An 18,367-nucleotide genomic window follows, 5' to 3' on the forward strand; every position below is an offset into this window, starting at 1 on the left:
GCGCGCCGATGGGCACGTTCACATCGGCCGGGAAGGTGAACGCAGGGTGACCAGCAGGTGACCTGGGTCACGCGGAGTCGGGTTAGGGTTGTCCGGCATGTGGACGGACGGAGCTGTTCGTCCCACGGCACGGGGGTTGCTGCCGCGTTAACCGGACGGTTACCTCCTGGTCGCCTCGATGTCTGATGGGCGACCTACCGTCAGGTGGTCCTGTTGAGTTTTCGAGAGGTGATGTCATGCGTTCGTGGGTCCGACCCACCGCTGTAGCCGGTGCTGCTGCCCTAGCAATGGCGGGGGCGGTGATCGTCCCAGGGACCGCAGTCGCGGCCGTGAGCACGAGCGCTCCCGTGGTGATCAACGAGATCTACGGAGCGGGAGGGAACAACGGCGCGGTCCTCAACCAGGACTTCGTCGAGCTGCGCAACACCAGCAACGCCCCGGTCGACCTGAGCGGCTGGTCCGTCCAGTACGCCTCGGCGGCCGGTACGAACTGGAGCGGTCAGATCCCGCTGACCGGCACGATCGCCGCCGGTGGTTACTTCCTCGTCGGTGGTGCGAGCGGTGCCAACGGCGCCCCGATCCCGACGCCCAACTCGGTCAACCTCGGGGTGAACTTCTCCGGGACGACCGGCAACATCGCCCTCGTGCAGGGTCAGACGTCGGCCCTGACCTGCGCCGCCGCCGCGTGCGCCGCCGTGAGCAACGTCGTCGACATCGTCGGCTTCGGCGCCGGCGCCGCCTTCACCGGCTCGGTCGCCCCGGCGCCCAGCACGACGACCTCGATCTCCCGCGACGCCGCGGGCACCAACACGATCAACAACGGCGCGGACTTCACCGCCGGCACCCCCACCCCGACCGCCGGCTCCACCGTCCCGGTCGAGCCGGGCGACCCCGAGGACAAGACGATCCCCGAGGTCCGGGCGATGACGTCCGGCACGGTCACCACGCGCGGCGTCGTCACGGCGGCCTACCCCGTGGGCGGCTTCAACGGCTACGTCATCCAGACCCCCGGCACCGGCGCCGACAACACCGGCCGCACCGTCTCGGACGCGATCTTCATCTACTCGGCCGCCACGGTCGGCGACGTCCTCGTGGGCGACCACGTCGAGGTCACCGGCACCGTCGGTGAGTTCTACGGCCTCAAGCAGATCACCGTCCCCTCCGGCGGCATGACCGCCCTGACCGACCCGGTCGACCCCGTCGTCCCGGCGGCCATCGACCTGAGCACGGTCGCGGACCGTGAGGCGTTCGAGTCGATGCTGATCCAGCCGACCGGCGACCTCACGATCTCCAACACCTACTCGACGAACCGCTACGGCGAGGTCGGCCTGGCCACGGGCACGACGCCCCTGATCCAGCCGACGCAGGTGGGCGCCCCCGGCAGCCCGGAGATGCTCGCGCAGGTGGCCGACAACGCCGCACGGGCGATCGCGCTCGACGACGGCGCCACGACGGACTTCCTCAGCTCGGCCAACTCCGGCCTGACCCCGCCGTACATCTCCACGACGGACCCGATCGTCGTGGGCGCGGCCGTGGAGTTCACCGACCCGGTGATCCTCGACTTCCGCAACGACGTCTGGAAGCTCAACCCCACGAGCCGGGTCACCGCGGACGACCCGTCCGCCTACCCGGCGACGTTCGAGAACACGCGCACCGACGGCCCCGACCTCGAGGCCATCGGCGACGCCGACATCACGGTCGCCTCGTTCAACGTCCTGAACTACTTCACGACGCTGGGCGCCGACACCCCGGGCTGCACCGCCTACCGTGACCGCACGGGCACCCCCGTCACGGTCAACACCGGCTGCGCCCCGCGCGGTGCGTGGGGCACGGCCGACCTCGAGCGCCAGCAGTCCAAGCTGGTCGACGCCATCAACGCCACCGACGCCAGCATCGTCGGCCTGATGGAGATCGAGAACTCGGCGCGTCTGGGTGAGGACGCGGACGAGGCCACCGCGAGCCTGGTGACGGCGCTGAACGCCGACGCCGGCACGACCAAGTGGGACTACGTCGCCTCCTCCACCGACCTCCCGGCCGCCAGCGGCCAGGATGTCATCACGAACGCGATCATCTTCCAGCCGGCCGAGGTCGTCGAGCAGGGCCCCGCCCGCGCGCTGGGCAACCTCAGCGGCACCGGTCAGCCGTTCGTCAACGCTCGTGAGCCGATCGGCCAGGAGTTCGTGGCGGTCGACGGCGGCGACAGCATCTTCGTCGTCGTGAACCACTTCAAGTCCAAGGGTTCCGCCGGACCGCTCCCGGGCGACGCCGACAGCGGCGACGGCCAGAGCGCGTCCAACGCCTCGCGCGTGGCGCAGGCCACCGCGCTGAGCGAGTGGCTGCCGACGGTCACCGAGCAGGGCGACGCCGTCGCGCTGCTGGGCGACTTCAACTCCTACGGCCAGGAGGACCCGCTGCAGGTCCTGTACGCCGACGGCTTCACGAACGTCGACCAGGCGTTCGAGGACATCGGCTACTCCTACAGCTTCTCCGGCCTGTCCGGGTCGCTCGACCACATCCTGCTCAACGAGGCCGCTCTCGAGCGCGCCACCGGGGCGGACATCTGGAACATCAACTCGGGTGAGTCGCTGGCGCTGGAGTACAGCCGCCACAACTACCACGGCACGAACTTCTACGCCGAGGGCCCGTACCGCTCCTCCGACCACGACCCCGTGATCGTCGGCCTCACCGCCGACGGCGAGACGCAGCCCTCCGGCCCCGTCGACCTGTCGCTGCTGAACATCAACGACTTCCACGGACGCATCGCCGCCACGACGGTGACGAACAACGTCCCGAACTGGGACGGCACGCTGCAGTTCGCCGGCACGCTCGAGCAGGAGCGCGCGGAGATCGAGGCGGCCGGTGGCTCCTCGCTGTTCCTCTCCGCCGGTGACAACATCGGGGCGTCGCTCTTCGCCTCCTCGGTGGCGCAGGACCAGCCCACGATCGACGTGCTGAACGCGCTCGAGCTGGCCTCCTCCGCGGTGGGCAACCACGAGTTCGACGGCGGCTACGCCGACCTGGTCGACCGCGTGATCGACGGCGGCGACAACGCCGCGTTCCCCTACCTGGGCGCGAACGTCCGCAACGCCGACGGTTCCGCGGCCCTGCAGGAGTACTCGCTGCACGAGGTCGACGGCGTGACCGTCGCCGTCATCGGCGTCGTCACCGAGGAGACCCCCTCGCTGGTGACCCCGGGCGGCATCGAGGGCCTGACCTTCACCGACCCGGTCGAGGCGGTCAACCGCATCGCGACGCAGCTCTCCGACGGTGACCTCACCAACGACGAGGCCGACGTCATCATCGCCGAGTACCACGAGGGCGCCGGCGCCGGCATCCCCGACGGCTCCACGCTCGAGGAGGAGGTCGCCGACGGCGGTGCGTTCGCCGCCATCGTGACCGAGACCTCGGCCGCGGTCGACGTCATCTTCACCGGCCACACGCACAAGCAGTACGCGTGGGACGGCCCGATCCCGGGCGCCGAGGGCAAGACCCGTCCGATCCTGCAGACGGGTTCCTACGGCGAGTACCTCGGCCGCGTCGACCTGACGTTCGACCCCGAGGCGGGCGAGGTCGTCACCTACTCGGCCGAGAACGTCGCCCGCGTCAAGACGCCGGACGCCACGCTCGTGGCGACCTACCCGCGCGTCGCGGCCGTCAAGCAGATCGTCGACGAGGCGCTCGCCTACGCCGACGTCATCGGCTCGCGCGGCGTCGGTTCCGTCACGGCCGACATCACGACCGCCTACTCGGGCGGCTCGTACGTCGACGGGAAGTACACGGGCTCCGGCCCGCTGCCGACCACGGGTCGCGACAACCGCGCCGCCGAGTCGGTCCTGGGCAACCTCGTGGCCAACTCGCTCGTCAGCACGCTGTCCTCCCCGGACCGCGGCGCCGCGACGATCGGTGTGGTCAACCCCGGTGGCCTGCGCAACGAGCTGTTCAAGGGCGGTGACAGCATCGTCACGTACGCCGAGGCGAACGCCGTCCTGCCGTTCGTGAACAACCTCTGGACCACCACCCTCACCGGTGCGCAGTTCAAGGTGCTCCTCGAGCAGCAGTGGCAGACGAACGCCGACGGGTCCATCCCGTCGCGTCCGTACCTGCAGCTGGGTCTGTCGGACAACGTGTCGTACACGTTCGACGCGACGCGCCCGATGGGCGACCGCATCACGTCGATCACGGTGGACGGCGGCGTCATCGACCCCGCCGCCGAGTACCGCGTCGGCACGTTCTCGTTCCTCGCGACCGGTGGTGACAACTTCCGGATCTTCACGCAGGGCACGAACACGCGCGACTCGGGTCTCGTCGACCGCGACGCGTGGATCGAGTACATCACCGCCAGCTCGCCGCTCTCGCCCGACTTCGCCCGCCGTGCGGTGCAGGCTCCGGCCGTCGCCCCGGTCAAGGCCGGCGCGCAGCTGTCGGTCCCGGTCGGCCAGCTCAACCTGACGTCCCTCGGTTCGCCCGAGAACACGACGGTGACGGCGACGCTCGGCGACGTCGAGCTCGGCTCCTTCCCGGTCACGGGTGGGGCGACCACGATCACCGCACAGGTGCCCCGCACCGCCGCGGCGGGTCAGTACGACCTGGTCGTCACGGCCGCGCCCTCGGGCACGACCGTGCACATCCCGGTCACCGTCACGGCCGGGGACCCCGCGCCGTTCGGTGACGTCCCGGCCGACAACATGTTCTTCGAGGAGATCATGTGGGCCTTCGAGGCCGGGATCACCACCGGGTGGACGGAGGCCGACGGATCGGTCACCTACCGCCCGCTGGCGAAGATCAACCGTGACGCGATGGCGGCGTTCCTCTACCGCCTCGCCGACCCGGAGGGCTACGTGGCTCCCGAGGTGTCGCCGTTCACGGACGTCGCGACGGACAACCTGTTCTACACGGAGATCGCCTGGCTGGCTGAGCAGAAGATCTCCACGGGTTGGGTCGCGGCCGACGGCACGGCGCAGTTCCGGCCGCTCGAGCCGATCAACCGCGACGCGATGGCGGCGTTCCTCTACCGCCTCGCCGACTCGCCCGAGCACGAGGCCCCCGCGGTCTCGCCGTTCTCGGACGTCACGCCCGGCGACCAGTTCTACAGCGAGATCACGTGGCTCGCCGAGAACGGCATCACCCGCGGGTGGGTGGGCAACGACGGCAGCAAGCAGTTCCAGCCGCTGACCCCGATCGCCCGCGACGCCATGGCGGCCTTCCTGTTCCGCTACAACGAGCTGGGCCTCTGAGGTCGGCAGCTCTGAGCACAGGCGTTCCGAGCGCGTGAACGTCTGAGCTCGACGCGACACGGCGGCGCCCGGTGGGATCTCCCACCGGGCGCCGCTGCGTCGTTCCGGGGGGTGGTCCGCCAGGAGGTGGTCCGACGGTCCTGTGCGCCGTCCCAGAGTGTTCACCCGCGCGAGGGCCGTTCGTCACCGGGCGGTCCCCGACGCGTCGGTCCCCCTTGTTTGGGTCGAACGCGTGCGTGCCGTCTCGGCGCGTGCGCCCTTCGCCCCGACACGTGAGGATTTCCCCCGCATGGGACTTCGCCCCTCCCCGACCGACGGTGCGCCACGCCGTCGATCGAGATCCGCCGTCCTCGTCCTGGCGGCGGTGACCGCCGCCACCCCCCTGCTGGCAGCGGTCCCCGCCTCCGCCGACACCCTGACCGCGTTCGACGCGGTCGACCCCTTCATCGGCACCGAGCTCGACACCACCGAGAACAAGAGCAACGACGCCTACGGCAACACCTTCCCCGGGGCGACCGTCCCCTTCGGCCTCGTGCAGTCCAGCCCGACGACCTTCCGCGAGGGCGGCAACGGCGAGAAGGGCGGCTACGAGTACACGGGCACCCAGCTGCGCGGCTTCGGCCTCACGCGGATGTCGGGCACCGGCTGCACCGGCAACTACTCGGGCTTCGACGTCCCGATCCTCCCCTTCACCGGTGACCTCGTCGACGGTGCGCTGCCGACGGACCCGGGCGCCACGATCCGTGACTACTACCTCGACTTCTCCCACGACGACGAGATCGCCCAGCCGGGCTACTACTCCGTCGAGACGGCGAACGGCGTGGTCACGGAGCTGACCTCGACCGAGCGCACGGCCGTCAGCCGGTTCGACTTCCCCGAGGGCACCGACGCCACGCTCCTGCTCGACGTCGCCGGTTCCAACAACGCGATCTCCGCGAGCGCCGTGTCGATCGACGCCGCGACCAGCACGGTCGAGGGCTCCGTCACGGCCGCCGGCCTGTGCGGCAGCGCGCCGTACACGCTCCACTTCTCCGCCACCTTCGACGCCCCCTTCGCGTCGCACGGGGTGTGGGACGACGGCGCGGTGACCGCCGGTGGCGACGAGGCGAGCGGCACGAGCGCCAAGCACGGCACGGGCGCGTTCCTCACGTTCGCCGACGGCGCCGAGGTCACCGCGCGCATCGGCATCTCCTACGTCGACGTCGACGGTGCCGAGCTCAACCGCACCACCGAGGTCGGCGACACCTCCTTCGACGACGTGCGCGCCGGCGCGCGCGCCGCCTGGGAGGACGCCCTGGCCCGCATCGAGGTCGGCGGCGGCACGGACGAGCAGCGGATCAAGCTGTACACCGCGCTCTACCACGCGCTGCACCACCCCAACGCGTTCAACGACGTCGACGGCCGGTACATCGGCGCCGACAAGCAGATCCACGAGGTCGAGGAGGGTCGGACCCTCTACACGAACTACGCCGGCTGGGACTTCTACCGCTCCTCGGCGCAGCTGATCGCGATGCTCTACCCCGAGGTCGCCAGCGACATCAACCACTCGATCCTCACGCTGACCCAGCAGAACGGCGGCCGCTGGGTCGACGGCTGGGCGCAGCACAACCCGCAGACCCGCATGGCCGCGGACTCGCTGCCCACCGCCGTCTCGAGCATCGACGCGTTCGGCAGCACGGACTACGACCGCGAGGCGGCGCTGGCGTCCCTCACGAGCTCGCAGACCCTGCCGGGCACCCGGAGCTCGCGTCCCGACGCCCAGCAGTACTTCGCCACCGGCGTCGTGGAGAACCGCAAGGGCAACTTCGCCACGGCGCGCGTGCTCGAGTACTCCATCACCGACTTCGCCATCGCCCAGCTCGCCGAGCGCCTCGGCGACGACGCGGCGAGCGAGCGCTACATGGTGGGCGCGCAGAGCTGGCTCAACGTCTTCGACGACCAGACCCAGCACATCCGACCGCGCGAGCGCACCGGCTTCGACCGCGGTTTCGACCTGCGCGGCCGCGACGGCACCGGGGGCGGCCAGTTCAACCAGGCCACCGGCTACCAGTACGGCTGGCTCGTCCCCCACAACATGGGCAGCCTGGTGGACCGCCGCGGCGGCCTGGAGGCGGCGACGCGCGCGCTCGACGAGCACACGGTCGACCTCGACGCCGGCGCCTACACGCAGGTCGGCGCGTACCTGAGCAACCAGCCGAGCCTCAACATGCCGTGGTCGTACCACTGGCTGCAGGCCCCGCACCGCACCACCGACGTGCTCCACCGCGCGACCGACCTGTGGGACACCACGCCCGCCGGCATCCCGGGCAACGACGACCTCGGCGGGCTCTCCGCCTGGTACGTCTGGAGCAACCTCGGCATCTACCCGGGCATCTACGGCACCGCCAACCTGCTCGTCAGCGCCCCGCACTTCGAGCAGATCACGATCCGCAGCGCCGACTCCGACCGGGTCTACGAGATCAACGCCCCCGGTCAGAACGAGACGGTCCGCTACACCACGGCCCTGAAGGTCGACGGCGTCGAGCACACCTCGTCCTGGGTGGGCGAGGACTTCGCCCGCGAGGGCGGCACGCTCGACTTCACCCTGGCGGCCACGCCGGGCGCGTGGGGCACGACGGCGGCGGACGTCCCGCCGTCGTACACGGACGGGATGAACGACCGCAACAACGTGGGCACCACCCCCAACGGCCGCGGCAACATGGGCTCGCTCGACTACAGCGACTGGTCCTTCTCGCGCGAGACGCTCGCGCAGCGCGGCGCCGCCCCCGGCGCGCAGCTGCCGCTCGGCGACACCGGCATCACGTTCACGTGGCCCGAGACGGCGGTCGGCGAGCCCGACAACTGGATCGTCAACGGTCAGCGGATCGAGGTCGACGCCCCGGGCGCCGCCACGGTCTCGATCCTCGGCCTGGCCACCAACGGTCCCTCCAAGGGCACCGCCTACGCGGAGTACAGCGACGGCACGCGGCAGGCCATCGCCGTCGAGCTCACCGACTGGGCCGGCCAGCCGGGCGGGGGCAACTCCACGGTGGTGCAGCTCGAGGGCCGCAACAACGTCAACGGCACGTCGGCGGGCGGCACGTTCCGCGTGTTCGCCACGCGTCCGGCACCGCTCGACGCGAGCAAGGACCTCGTCGCGGTGCACCTGCCGCGCGTGACCGACAAGGGCGTCATGCACGTCTTCGACGTCGCCGCGAGCACGACCCCCTTCGTCGACCCGAACGCCCCGACCGGGGCGCCGGACCGCATCATCCTCACGGTCCCGGAGGACCCCTCCACGTCGCAGTACGTGACGTGGCGCAGCACGTCGTCCCTGCCGATCGACGGCAAGGTCGAGGTTCGCACGGTCGACGAGGCGGGGGTGCCCCAGGGCGCCGTCGTCACGGTCGACGCCGAGGAGAAGCCCGAGCGCACGCTGAACGGCTACCCCTCGCGCAGCCACTCGGCCAAGCTCGTCGACCTCGAGCCGGGAACGACGTACACCTACCGCGTCGGCGCCGGTGCGGCGTGGAGCGAGTGGTCGGAGTTCACGACGGCGACGGCCGAGGCCGACCCGTTCACGTTCCTGTACTTCGGGGACGCCCAGGAGGGGATCGACACCGTCTGGCACGACTCGGTCGACGCGGCGTGGGCCGCGGCGCCCGACGCCAGGCTCTCGATCTACGCGGGCGACATGACGAACACCTCCACGATCGAGAAGGAGTGGGACGACTGGCTCGGCGGCATCGGCGAGAAGGCCCGCACGACGAACGCGGTCCCCACGCCGGGCAACCACGAGGTCGGCCCCGAGCCCTTCATGGAGCACTACCTCGACACCTTCGAGCACGACGACAACGGCCCCGTGGCCGCTGACGCCGGGCGCTTCGCCGGGACCTACGGCGCCCACCTCGCGCGGGTGCTCAAGGACACGGTCTACTTCAGCGACTTCCAGGGCGTGCGCTTCGTGACGCTCAACGCCAACCGGGACGACATCTGCCCGATCTCGCGGCCGGCCGGGTTGGCCTCGTTCAGCTGCGACACGGCGCGGACCGCCTGGATGACGATGCAGGCCACCTGGCTGGACCGCGTGCTGCAGGAGAACCCCCACGAGTGGAGCGTCGTCACGGCGCACCAGCCGGTGTACTCCACGGGCGTCTCGGGCAACGGCCTGCGCGACGAGGCCAACTGGCGCTCGCACATCCTTCCGGTGCTGGAGACGAACAACGTCGACCTGGTGCTCCAGGGGCACGACCACACCTACGGTCGCGGCTACTCCAGCTCGACGGCGACGGGCATGGACGGCGTGACCGCCGGTCCCGTGTTCGTGGTGTCCAACGCCGGGCAGAAGCACTACACCCTGCCCTCGGCCACGGACAACATCTGGACCCGCAACAACGCCACGGCCGTGGTCCGGGCGCAGGACACGGCGACCTTCCAGAAGATCACCGTGGACGGCGACACGCTCGAGTACACCTCGGTCGTGACGCAGAACCGCCCGGGCGGCAGCGCGAGCGTGGCGGTGGGCGAGGAGCTCGACTCCTTCACCATCACCAAGCGCGAGGACGGCGCCAAGTGGGTCACCGAGGCCGGCGTCGCCGTCCCCGGTCCCGAGGTGGCCCCGGTGAACGTCGACCAGCCGTTCAACGGTTCCTTCGACGACGCCACGTTCGGCGAGGTCATCTTCGACGACGACTTCTCCACGGACCGCCTGGCGGAGTACACGACGTTCGCCGGACCGGGGGAGCCGCAGGCGGCCCTCAGCGTCGACACCGGTGCCGGGGTGCTGAACGCGGTGGCCGACGGCCGCCGCTGGAGCAACCTCCAGGTTCCGGTCGAGGCGGGGGACAGCTTCGCGATCGTCGTGGAGCCGGAGCACTTCGCGGGCGTCGCCTCCGGTGAGGACACGTTCTTCCTCGGGGCGGCCGCGGGCGCGAACGACCGCGCCCAGTCCTGGTACCACGACCCGGGCGGCAGCTCCGGCTTCGAGAAGTTCTCGGGCGGGACGCGCCGTGGTCTGGCCGAGGGCCCGGCTCGGTGCCCGTCCGCTGGGAGGAGGGCGACCGGTTCGCCACCGTCCTCGACGCCGGCGAGATGTCGTCGTGGATCGAGAAGGACGGCGAGTGGCGCCCGATCACCGCCGGCCTCACCCGTCTGTGGATCGATCCGGCCGACCTGGCCGGGTGGAAGCCCACGATCGGCCTCCGCCTGGACCCGGGCACGATCGCGCTCGACCGCGTGACCGTGCTGCGCCCGACGCAGGAGGTGACGCCGCTGGAGGTGACGTTCACCGACCTGCGCGGCCGCGAGGACGACACCTACACGGTGCCGCAGGTGACGGGTGTGGAGTACGTCGTCAACGGCGAGGTCACCCCGGCCGGCACCTACCCCGGTGCCGACCTGGTGCGGGTGGAGGCGCGGCCGCTCCCGGCCTACGTCTTCCCCGAGGGCTCGGTCACGGTGTGGGAGCACGTCTTCACGCCGCCCACCACGTCCCCGTTCGCCGACGTCCCCCTGGAGAACATGTTCTTCGAGGAGATCGCGTGGGCGTTCGAGGCCGGGATCACCACGGGGTGGTCGGAGTCCGACGGGTCGGTCACCTACCGGCCGCTGGCGAAGATCAACCGTGACGCGATGGCGGCGTTCCTCTACCGCCTCGCCGACCCGCAGGGCTACGTCGCCCCGGAGGTCTCGCCGTTCACGGACGTGGCCACGGGCGACCTGTTCTACACGGAGATCGCGTGGCTGGCTGAGCAGAAGATCTCCACGGGTTGGGTCGCGGCCGACGGCACGGCGCAGTTCCGGCCGCTCGAGCCGATCAACCGTGACGCGATGGCGGCGTTCCTCTACCGCCTCGCCGAGTCGCCGGAGCACGAGGCCCCCGCGGTCTCGCCGTTCCTCGACCTCGCCCCGACCGACCAGTTCTACGCCGAGATCACGTGGCTCGCGGAGAACCGGATCACGACGGGCTGGGTCGGCAACGACGGCACGGCGCAGTACGAGCCGCTGATGCCGATCGCGCGTGACGCGATGGCGGCGTTCGTGTACCGGTTCGCCCACCTGGGCTGATCCGTCGCGACCAGTGACGGGCGACGGCGTCCGGTGGCCTCACGGCCGCCGGGCGCCGTCGTCGTTGCGGCGGTTACGGTGGAGCTCAGCCCGATCTCGATCCCGTCGCCGCAGCCGGGAGTCCAGGAGGACGCCGGATGACCGCACGACCGTCACCGCGCCGTCGTGCGCGCGCCCGCGCCGCGGCCCTCGTCGTGGCGACGCTCGCCCTGGTCGGTTCCCTGGCCGCCGTCCCGGCGACGGCGGGCCCCGATCCGACGGCGACGCCGGCGGATCCGACCGTGGTGGTCGGCGACGACTGGGTCGTCACCGGTGCGGGCGGCCGCTACGAGGTCGTCCTGGAGCTGCCGGAACCCCTCGAGGCCCGGGCCGCGGCGCCCACCGTCGTCGTCGACGGCGTGGAGCTGGACACCGCGCAGGTGTCGGAGGACGGCCGCACGCTGACGGCCGTCACCGACGACCCGGCGGTGCTGGAGGCGGACGCCGTCGAGGCCGGCTGGTCCGGTCAGACCCCGACCGACGCCCTCCCCGCCGTGACCGGACCGACCACGACGGCGCTGCCGAGCGCGGTGCCGTTCCCGCTCGACCCGACCGCCGGCGGTCCGTACGGGTTCCAGAGGATCAGCTACGACGGCGGCCGGCAGGTCGTGCCGCTCGAGGGGATGGGCAGCACGCTCGGCGAGCTGGCCGGCGTCGTCCACGTGCCGGTCGGCGCCCCGGGGGAGCGACCGGTCGTGCTCGTGCTGCACGGCCGGGGAGGGCCCTGCCGGACCGCCGGCGGCGCGGTGGTGTTCACCTATCCGTGCACCGCCGCCCAGACCGAGGTGGCGTCGGCGGACGGGTTCACCACGCTGGGCGAGACGCTCGCCTCGTTCGGCTACGTCGTCGTCTCGATCAGCGCCAACGCCATCAGCGCCTACGACAACTCTCGCGCGCGCGACCTCGGTACCGCCGCGCGCGGCTCCCTCGTGCTGACCCACCTCGACCTGCTCGCCCGGGCCGACGCCGGGACGTCGACGATCCCGGCGCTCGCGCCGCTCCAGGGCAGGCTCGATCTCGACGACGTCGGTCTCGTCGGCCACTCGCGCGGGGCGAGGGCGTCGTGCGCGCCGCGCACCTCGCGGCCGAGCGGAACGCCCCCGTGACGATCACGTCCGCGCTGCTGCTCGCTCCGTCGGACTTCGGCCGGGTCGCGCTGCCGGACGTCCCGACGGCGGTCGTGCTGCCCTACTGCGACGGCGACCTCACCACGCTGCCCGGCCAGCGGATCGTCGACGACTCCGTCGCCGCGTTCGACGACGACGTGCTGCGGGTCACCGCGCTCGTCCAGGGAGCCAACCACAACGGCTTCACGACGGCGTGGCCCACCGACGACTGGGCGCGCCCCGACGGGCCGGACCCGGGTTCCACCGATCCCGTCTGCGGCGCCTCGGCGCCCGGCCGGCTGGCCGTAGCCGACCAGCTCGACCTGCGGGACTCCTGGGCGGCCGCCTGGTTCCGCCTCACCCTGGGCGACGAGATCGCCCTGCTGCCGATGTTCGACGGGTCGGGGGCCGTGCCCGACGCGCTCGGCGGCGCCGTCGTCACCACGACGGCCTCGGTCCCGCGGGGGAGCCGGACCGCGACGGCGACGCCGACCGCCCTGTCGGTGGGGACGGCCGCGGGGTCGGCAGACGCCTGCGCCTCGTTCGACGGTCGGCCGGCGCCGGGGGTCGGCGGCGTGTGCCTGAGCCTCGCGGGTCCCGGCGCCCTCGCGGTCGAGCAGGTCCCGCACCTCGCCCCGGCGCAGCTGGTGCCCTCGCTGCCGGCGTCGGGGATCACCCGGGTCGGCTGGACCGGGCCGGGAGCCGGCGCCGAGGCGCGGCTCGCGGCGGGCGGGACCGACGTCTCGATGCGCGCCGCCCTGACCCTCCGGGCGGCCGCCTGGCCCGTCCCCGACCCCGCGCACCCCGCGCCCGCGGTCGATCTCGTGCTGGTGGACACCCACGGCGTCCGGGCCGCCGTCGACCTGGCCGACCACAGCGACGCCCTGACTCCGCTGCCCGGGACGTCGGCCCCGCTCGCCCGGACGCTGCTGCGGCAGGTCACCGTCCCGCTCACCGCCTTCGGCGGCGTGGACCTGACGTCGATCGCCGCGGTCGAGGTGGTCGGCGCGACCTCCGCCGGCTCGGTGCTGGTGGCCGACCTCGCGTTCACGACCCCCGCCGTCGGCGCGCCCGTGGGCCTCGACCTGCCGTCCGTGACCGTCCAGGGCGGAACGGTCGAGGAGGGGTCGGGTGCCGGGACGGCGCTGATCGGGCTCCACCTCGACCCCGCCCCCACGGCGGCGGTGGAGGTCGCGGTCGAGCTGAGGGGGGTGGGGATCGCGGGCCCGCGGCCGGCGCTCGTCCGCCGCACGATCGCGCCGGGCACCACGTGCCTCGCGGTGGCGGTCCCGATCCAGGGCGACACGTCGCCGTCGGCCGCCCGCCTGACGGGGGAGCGCGTGACGGTGGTCGGGACCGGGGGCGTGATCCCCGGCACGACGGCGACCGACGAGCTCGTCGTCCGCGAGGACGACGGGGTGATCCGGTTCGTCGGGGGCGTGTGGGTGCCGGCCGACTCGGCCCGCAGCCCCGGACCGCAGGCGGACCCGTGCGCACCCCGCGCGTCGTCGGTGTTCCTCGACGTCCCCGCCGGCTTGCCGTTCGAGGACGAGATCGGCTGGCTCGCGGCCTCCGGGGTCTCGACGGGCTGGACGGTCGCCGCCGGTCAGGAGTTCCGCCCGCTCGCGCCCATCGCGCGCGACGCCATGGCGGCCTTCCTCTACCGGCACGCCGGCTCGCCGGACTTCACGATGCCGACCACCTCGCCGTTCGCCGACGTCAGCCCCACCCAGCAGCACTACCGGGCGATGGCGTGGCTGGCCACGACGGGGATCAGCACGGGCTGGGCGACGCCGCGCGGTCAGGAGTTCCGTCCGTTCGAGCCGATCAACCGCGATGCGATGGCGGCGTTCCTCTACCGCTACGCGGGCTCGCCGTCGTTCACCCCGACCGGGCCGTCGCCGTTCCTGGACGTGCCGGCCGGGATGCCGTTCGAGCGCGAGATGCGCTGGCTCGCCGCCGAGGGCATCAGCGCCGGCTGGACCGTTCCGGGCGGATCGGAGTACCGGCCCCTGGTGCCGATCAACCGCGACGCGATGGCGACGTTCCTGCACCGGTACTCCGGGCGTCCAGCGACGCCGCGCTGACGCGTCGCTCACCCGTCGCTGATGCGCCGCTGACCCCTCACTGACCCCTCGCTGACCCACCGCGTCAGTCCGGGTGTGCGAACCCGTTCCGTCGGAAACGTTTCCGGCATGAGTCGGGACCGGCCGGATCGAAACACAGCCGTTCCACAGGAGAAACCGCCGCTCAAGGTTGCCGGGAGATGGTGACGACACCACCACACCTCGGCGTCGCCGTCGAACGCGTGGCACGCCTGCGGCCGCACGCGCCGCACAACTCCTGAGGAGCACGATGAGAAAGACTCCAGCACGTCGTCGATCACTGGGGTGGGGCGCGGCCGCGGCCGTCGTCGCTCTCGTGGCGACCCCGGTCGCCGCGCAGGCGGCCCCCGACGCCCCCCTCGTGATCCAGGGGGACGGCTGGAAGGTCGAGCAGGTCAGCGGTCTGTACGAGGTCAGCGTCCAGCTGGACGCGCAGCTCGAGGTCAGGAGCGCCGCCCCCGCGGTGTTCGTGGACGGGGTCGAGGTGGGCAGCGCGGTCGAGTCGGCGGACGGGCTCACGCTCACCGTCGTGACGGCGGACCCCGCCGTCCTCGACGCCTCCGCGGTCGAGGCGGGCTGGTCCGGCCAGCCGCTCGGGTCGACGTCGTCGCCCGCGCAGCAGCGGAGCGCCTCGCCGCAGGGCGCCGCCCCGCAGAGCACGTCGCCGCAGGCGATCACCGACGTCGAGACGTACGCCATCGCGGCCGACCCGACGGCGCCCGGCGAGTTCACCGTCGCCCGCGCCGACTACGACCTGGGCGACCAGGCCGTCGACCTCGTCGACATCGGCGGCATCAAGGGCGAGGTCCGCGCTGCGGTCTACTACCCCGTGGAGGCGGAGGGCGAGCGCCCGGTCGTGATGTTCCTGCACGGCCGCCACACCTCGTGCACCCAGGGCACGCCCAACCCGCTGCGCTACCCGTGCGGGCCGAACCAGATCGACATCCCCAGCTTCGAGGGCTACGACGCCCCGGCCGAGACGCTCGCGTCCAACGGCTACGTAGTCGTCTCGATCGCCGCGAACGCGATCAACTCCAACGACAACCAGCTCGCCCCCGACTACGGCGCGACCGCCCGCGGTGGGCTCGTGCTGAGCCACCTCGAGCTGCTCGCCGAGGCGAACGCGGGCGAGGCCGAGGGCCTGTCCGCCGAGCTGGCCGGACGCCTCGACCTCGACCACGTCGGCCTCATGGGCCACTCGCGCGGCGGTGACGGCGTCGTGCGCGCCGCCCTCATGAACGAGGCGCTGGAGGAGCCGTTCGGCATCGAGTCGGTCCTCCCGCTCGCGCCGGTCGACTTCGGCCGCCTCAGCCTCCCGAACGTGCCGACCTACACGCTGCTGCCGTACTGCGACGGCGACGTGGTCAACCTGCAGGGCCAGCACTTCTACGAGGACTCCCGGCACGCGTTCGACGACGGGGTGCTCCGCGCCACCGGCCTCGTGATGGGTGCCAACCACAACTTCTTCAACACCAACTGGACCCCGGGCCTGTACCCCTACGCCGTCTCCGACGACTGGGCCGCGCAGGACCGCCAGCAGGTCAACCCCGTCTGCGGCCAGAACGCCGAGCCGCGCCTGACCCCGGCCGAGCAGTACTCGCTCGGTGACGCCTACGTCTCCGCGTGGTTCCTGCTGACCATGGGTGGCCAGGACGAGTTCCTGCCGATGTTCGACGGTTCGGGTGCGGTGCCCGACGTCGTCGGCGACGCCCAGGTCTACACGGTCGCCTCGCAGGCCGGCGCGAGCCAGCTCGACGTCGCCCCGCTGATGACCGAGTCCACGCGCGTCACGGTGCAGGGCGCGGCGGTCGCCACCTACTGCGCCTCGCTCGACGGCCGTCCGTTCCCGCAGCAGATCCCCGCGTGCGCCCAGACGGCGAACGTCACCAGCTCGCAGGCCCCGCACTGGACGCCGATGCGGTTCGCGCCGTCGGCCCCCAGCGGTCAGATGCTCGACCTGCGCTGGACCGCCGCCGGCGGCGGCGTCCGCATCGCGCTGCCGACCGGCTCGCGCGACGTGTCCGGCTTCGAGAACCTCTCCTTCCGCGGAGCTCCCGGCCAGCTCACCACCGGCGCCCAGGACCTGACGGTCTCGGTGCTGGACGGTTCCGGCCGCACGGCGTCGTTCACGGTCTCGCAGGTCAGCGGGGCGCTCGCGCCGCTGCCCGGCACCGCGACGCCCCTGAAGAAGACCTACCTGCGCACGATCAGCTACCCGGTGGCGAGCCTCACGGGGATCGACCTCACCGACGTCCGCCAGATCCGCCTCGCCGGGGTGGGCGCGTCCGGGTCGGTGTACCTGTCCGACGTGGCGTTCTCCACGCCCGACGTCGGCGGGGTGGCCGAGCTCGGCCTCCCGAGCCTCACCGTCGGCGACGCCTACGTGAACGAGGGCGACGGCCCGGGCGAGGCCCTCATCGGCCTGCGCCTGTCCGCGCCCAGCACCGTCCCGGTCACCACCTACGTGGAGGCGATCGGCGGCTCCGGCACCCCCGGCGCGCAGCGACTGGCGTCGTCGGTCACCTTCGCCCCCGGCCAGACGTGCGTTGCGTTCGCCGTGCCGCTCGAGGGCGACCGTCTGCCCTCGCGCGTGCCGACGACGTCGATCGCCGTCACCGCCGCTACCGTCACCAACGCCGTCACGGCCGACGCCTTCGGGCTGCTCACCGTGCGCGAGGACGACGCCGTCGTGCTCGCGGACGGCACGGTCGGCGTCATGGCGCCGGACCCGGGCCCGCAGGCCGACCCGTGCGCGCTGCGCGCCGACGAGGTCTTCACGGACGTCGCGCCGACCAACCAGTTCGTCGACGAGATCAGCTGGCTGGTGGCCACCAAGGTCACCACCGGCTGGGACACGCCGTCGGGCAAGGAGTTCCGCCCGCTCGCCCCCGTGGCGCGCGATGCGATGGCGGCGTTCCTGTACCGCTACGCGGGTTCGCCCGAGTACACGGCCCCGACGGTCTCGCCGTTCGTGGACGTCGCGACGACGAACCAGTTCTACAAGGAGATCGCCTGGCTGTCCGAGCGCGGGGTCAGCCTCGGCTGGGACACCCCGGCGGGCAAGGAGTTCCGTCCGCTCGCCCCGGTGGCGCGCGACGCGATGGCGGCGTTCCTGTACCGCTACGCGGGTTCGCCCGAGTACACGGCCCCGACGGTCTCGCCGTTCGTGGACGTCGCCACGAGCAACCCGTTCTACAAGGAGATCGCCTGGCTCGCCTCGACCGGCATCTCCACGGGCTGGCCGCAGGTGGACGACACGGTGAAGTTCGAGCCGTTCGTCTCGGTCAAGCGTGACGCCATGGCCGCGTTCCTGTTCCGGTACGCCGACCAGAGCTGACGGTTCTGGAATGACGAAGGCCGGGTCCCCTCGCGGGGGCCCGGCCTTCGGTCTGTCTGCTGGGTGGTGCCGTGGTGCTGTGGTGCTGGGTGGTGCTCAGGCGTCGACGGCGTCGGCCTTCTCGCTCGCCTCCTGGGCGGCGATGTCGGCGCGGACCTTGTCCATGTCGAGGTCGTTGACGGCGGTGAGGAGCTCCTCGAACGCCGCCGGCGGCAGGGCGCCCGAGGAACGGTGGACGAGGATCTGGTCGCGGAAGACCATCAGCGTCGGGATCGAGGAGATGCCGGCCTGACCGGCGAGCTCCTGCTCGGCGTCGGTGTCGACCTTCGCGAAGACGACGTCGCCGTGCTTCTCGGACGCGGCCGAGAAGGTCGGTGCGAACTGCTTGCACGGGCCGCACCACTCGGCCCAGAAGTCGACGACGACCGTGCCGTTGCCGGTGATCGTCTCGCCGAAGGTGGCGGCCGTGAGGTCGATGGTGCTCATGCTGCGCACTCCTTG

General features: G+C 72.1%; 6 protein-coding genes. 5 read left to right on the forward strand and 1 reads right to left on the reverse strand.

The genetic code is table 11. From position 1 onward, the window contains the following. The first annotated feature begins 329 nt into the window (after positions 1-329). The 5 genes from C8046_RS13125 to C8046_RS19515 all read left to right on the forward strand — a co-directional run bounded on the left by C8046_RS13125 (position 330) and on the right by C8046_RS19515 (position 17,866). On the forward strand, positions 330-5,234 hold the full coding sequence (locus tag C8046_RS13125; protein ID WP_235866326.1) for an ExeM/NucH family extracellular endonuclease: 4,905 nt from the start codon (positions 330-332) through the stop codon (positions 5,232-5,234). 289 nt (positions 5,235-5,523) lie between these two features. Next, positions 5,524-10,452 (forward strand): GH92 family glycosyl hydrolase, encoded by a 4,929-nt coding sequence (locus C8046_RS19500; RefSeq protein WP_109229836.1) that lies wholly within the window; start codon positions 5,524-5,526, stop codon positions 10,450-10,452. Positions 10,453-11,416: 964 nt separating this feature from the next. Then, positions 11,417-12,424 carry a hypothetical protein gene (locus C8046_RS13140; RefSeq protein ID WP_109229837.1) on the forward strand — a complete coding sequence of 336 codons (1,008 nt, stop codon included), beginning with the start codon at positions 11,417-11,419 and terminating at the stop codon, positions 12,422-12,424. Continuing rightward, the gene (locus tag C8046_RS19510; protein ID WP_235866327.1) at positions 12,382-14,511 is read left to right on the forward strand and encodes an S-layer homology domain-containing protein; all 2,130 of its coding nucleotides are present in this window, start codon (positions 12,382-12,384) and stop codon (positions 14,509-14,511) included. The genes C8046_RS13140 and C8046_RS19510 overlap by 43 nt, the downstream gene beginning before the upstream one ends. A 268-nt stretch (positions 14,512-14,779) precedes the next feature. Then, on the forward strand, positions 14,780-17,866 hold the full coding sequence (locus C8046_RS19515; RefSeq protein WP_235866328.1) for an S-layer homology domain-containing protein: 3,087 nt from the start codon (positions 14,780-14,782) through the stop codon (positions 17,864-17,866). A 96-nt stretch (positions 17,867-17,962) separates the two neighbouring features. On the opposite strand, the gene trxA is transcribed toward C8046_RS19515, so the two are convergent. Then, entirely contained in the window at positions 17,963-18,352 is a 390-nt protein-coding gene (trxA, locus tag C8046_RS13155; RefSeq protein ID WP_109229838.1) for a thioredoxin, read from the reverse strand. Between the last annotated feature and the right edge of the window lie 15 nt (positions 18,353-18,367).

Origin of the sequence: Serinibacter arcticus (assembly GCF_003121705.1) — a bacterium.
Classification (GTDB): Bacteria; Actinomycetota; Actinomycetes; order Actinomycetales; family Beutenbergiaceae; genus Litorihabitans.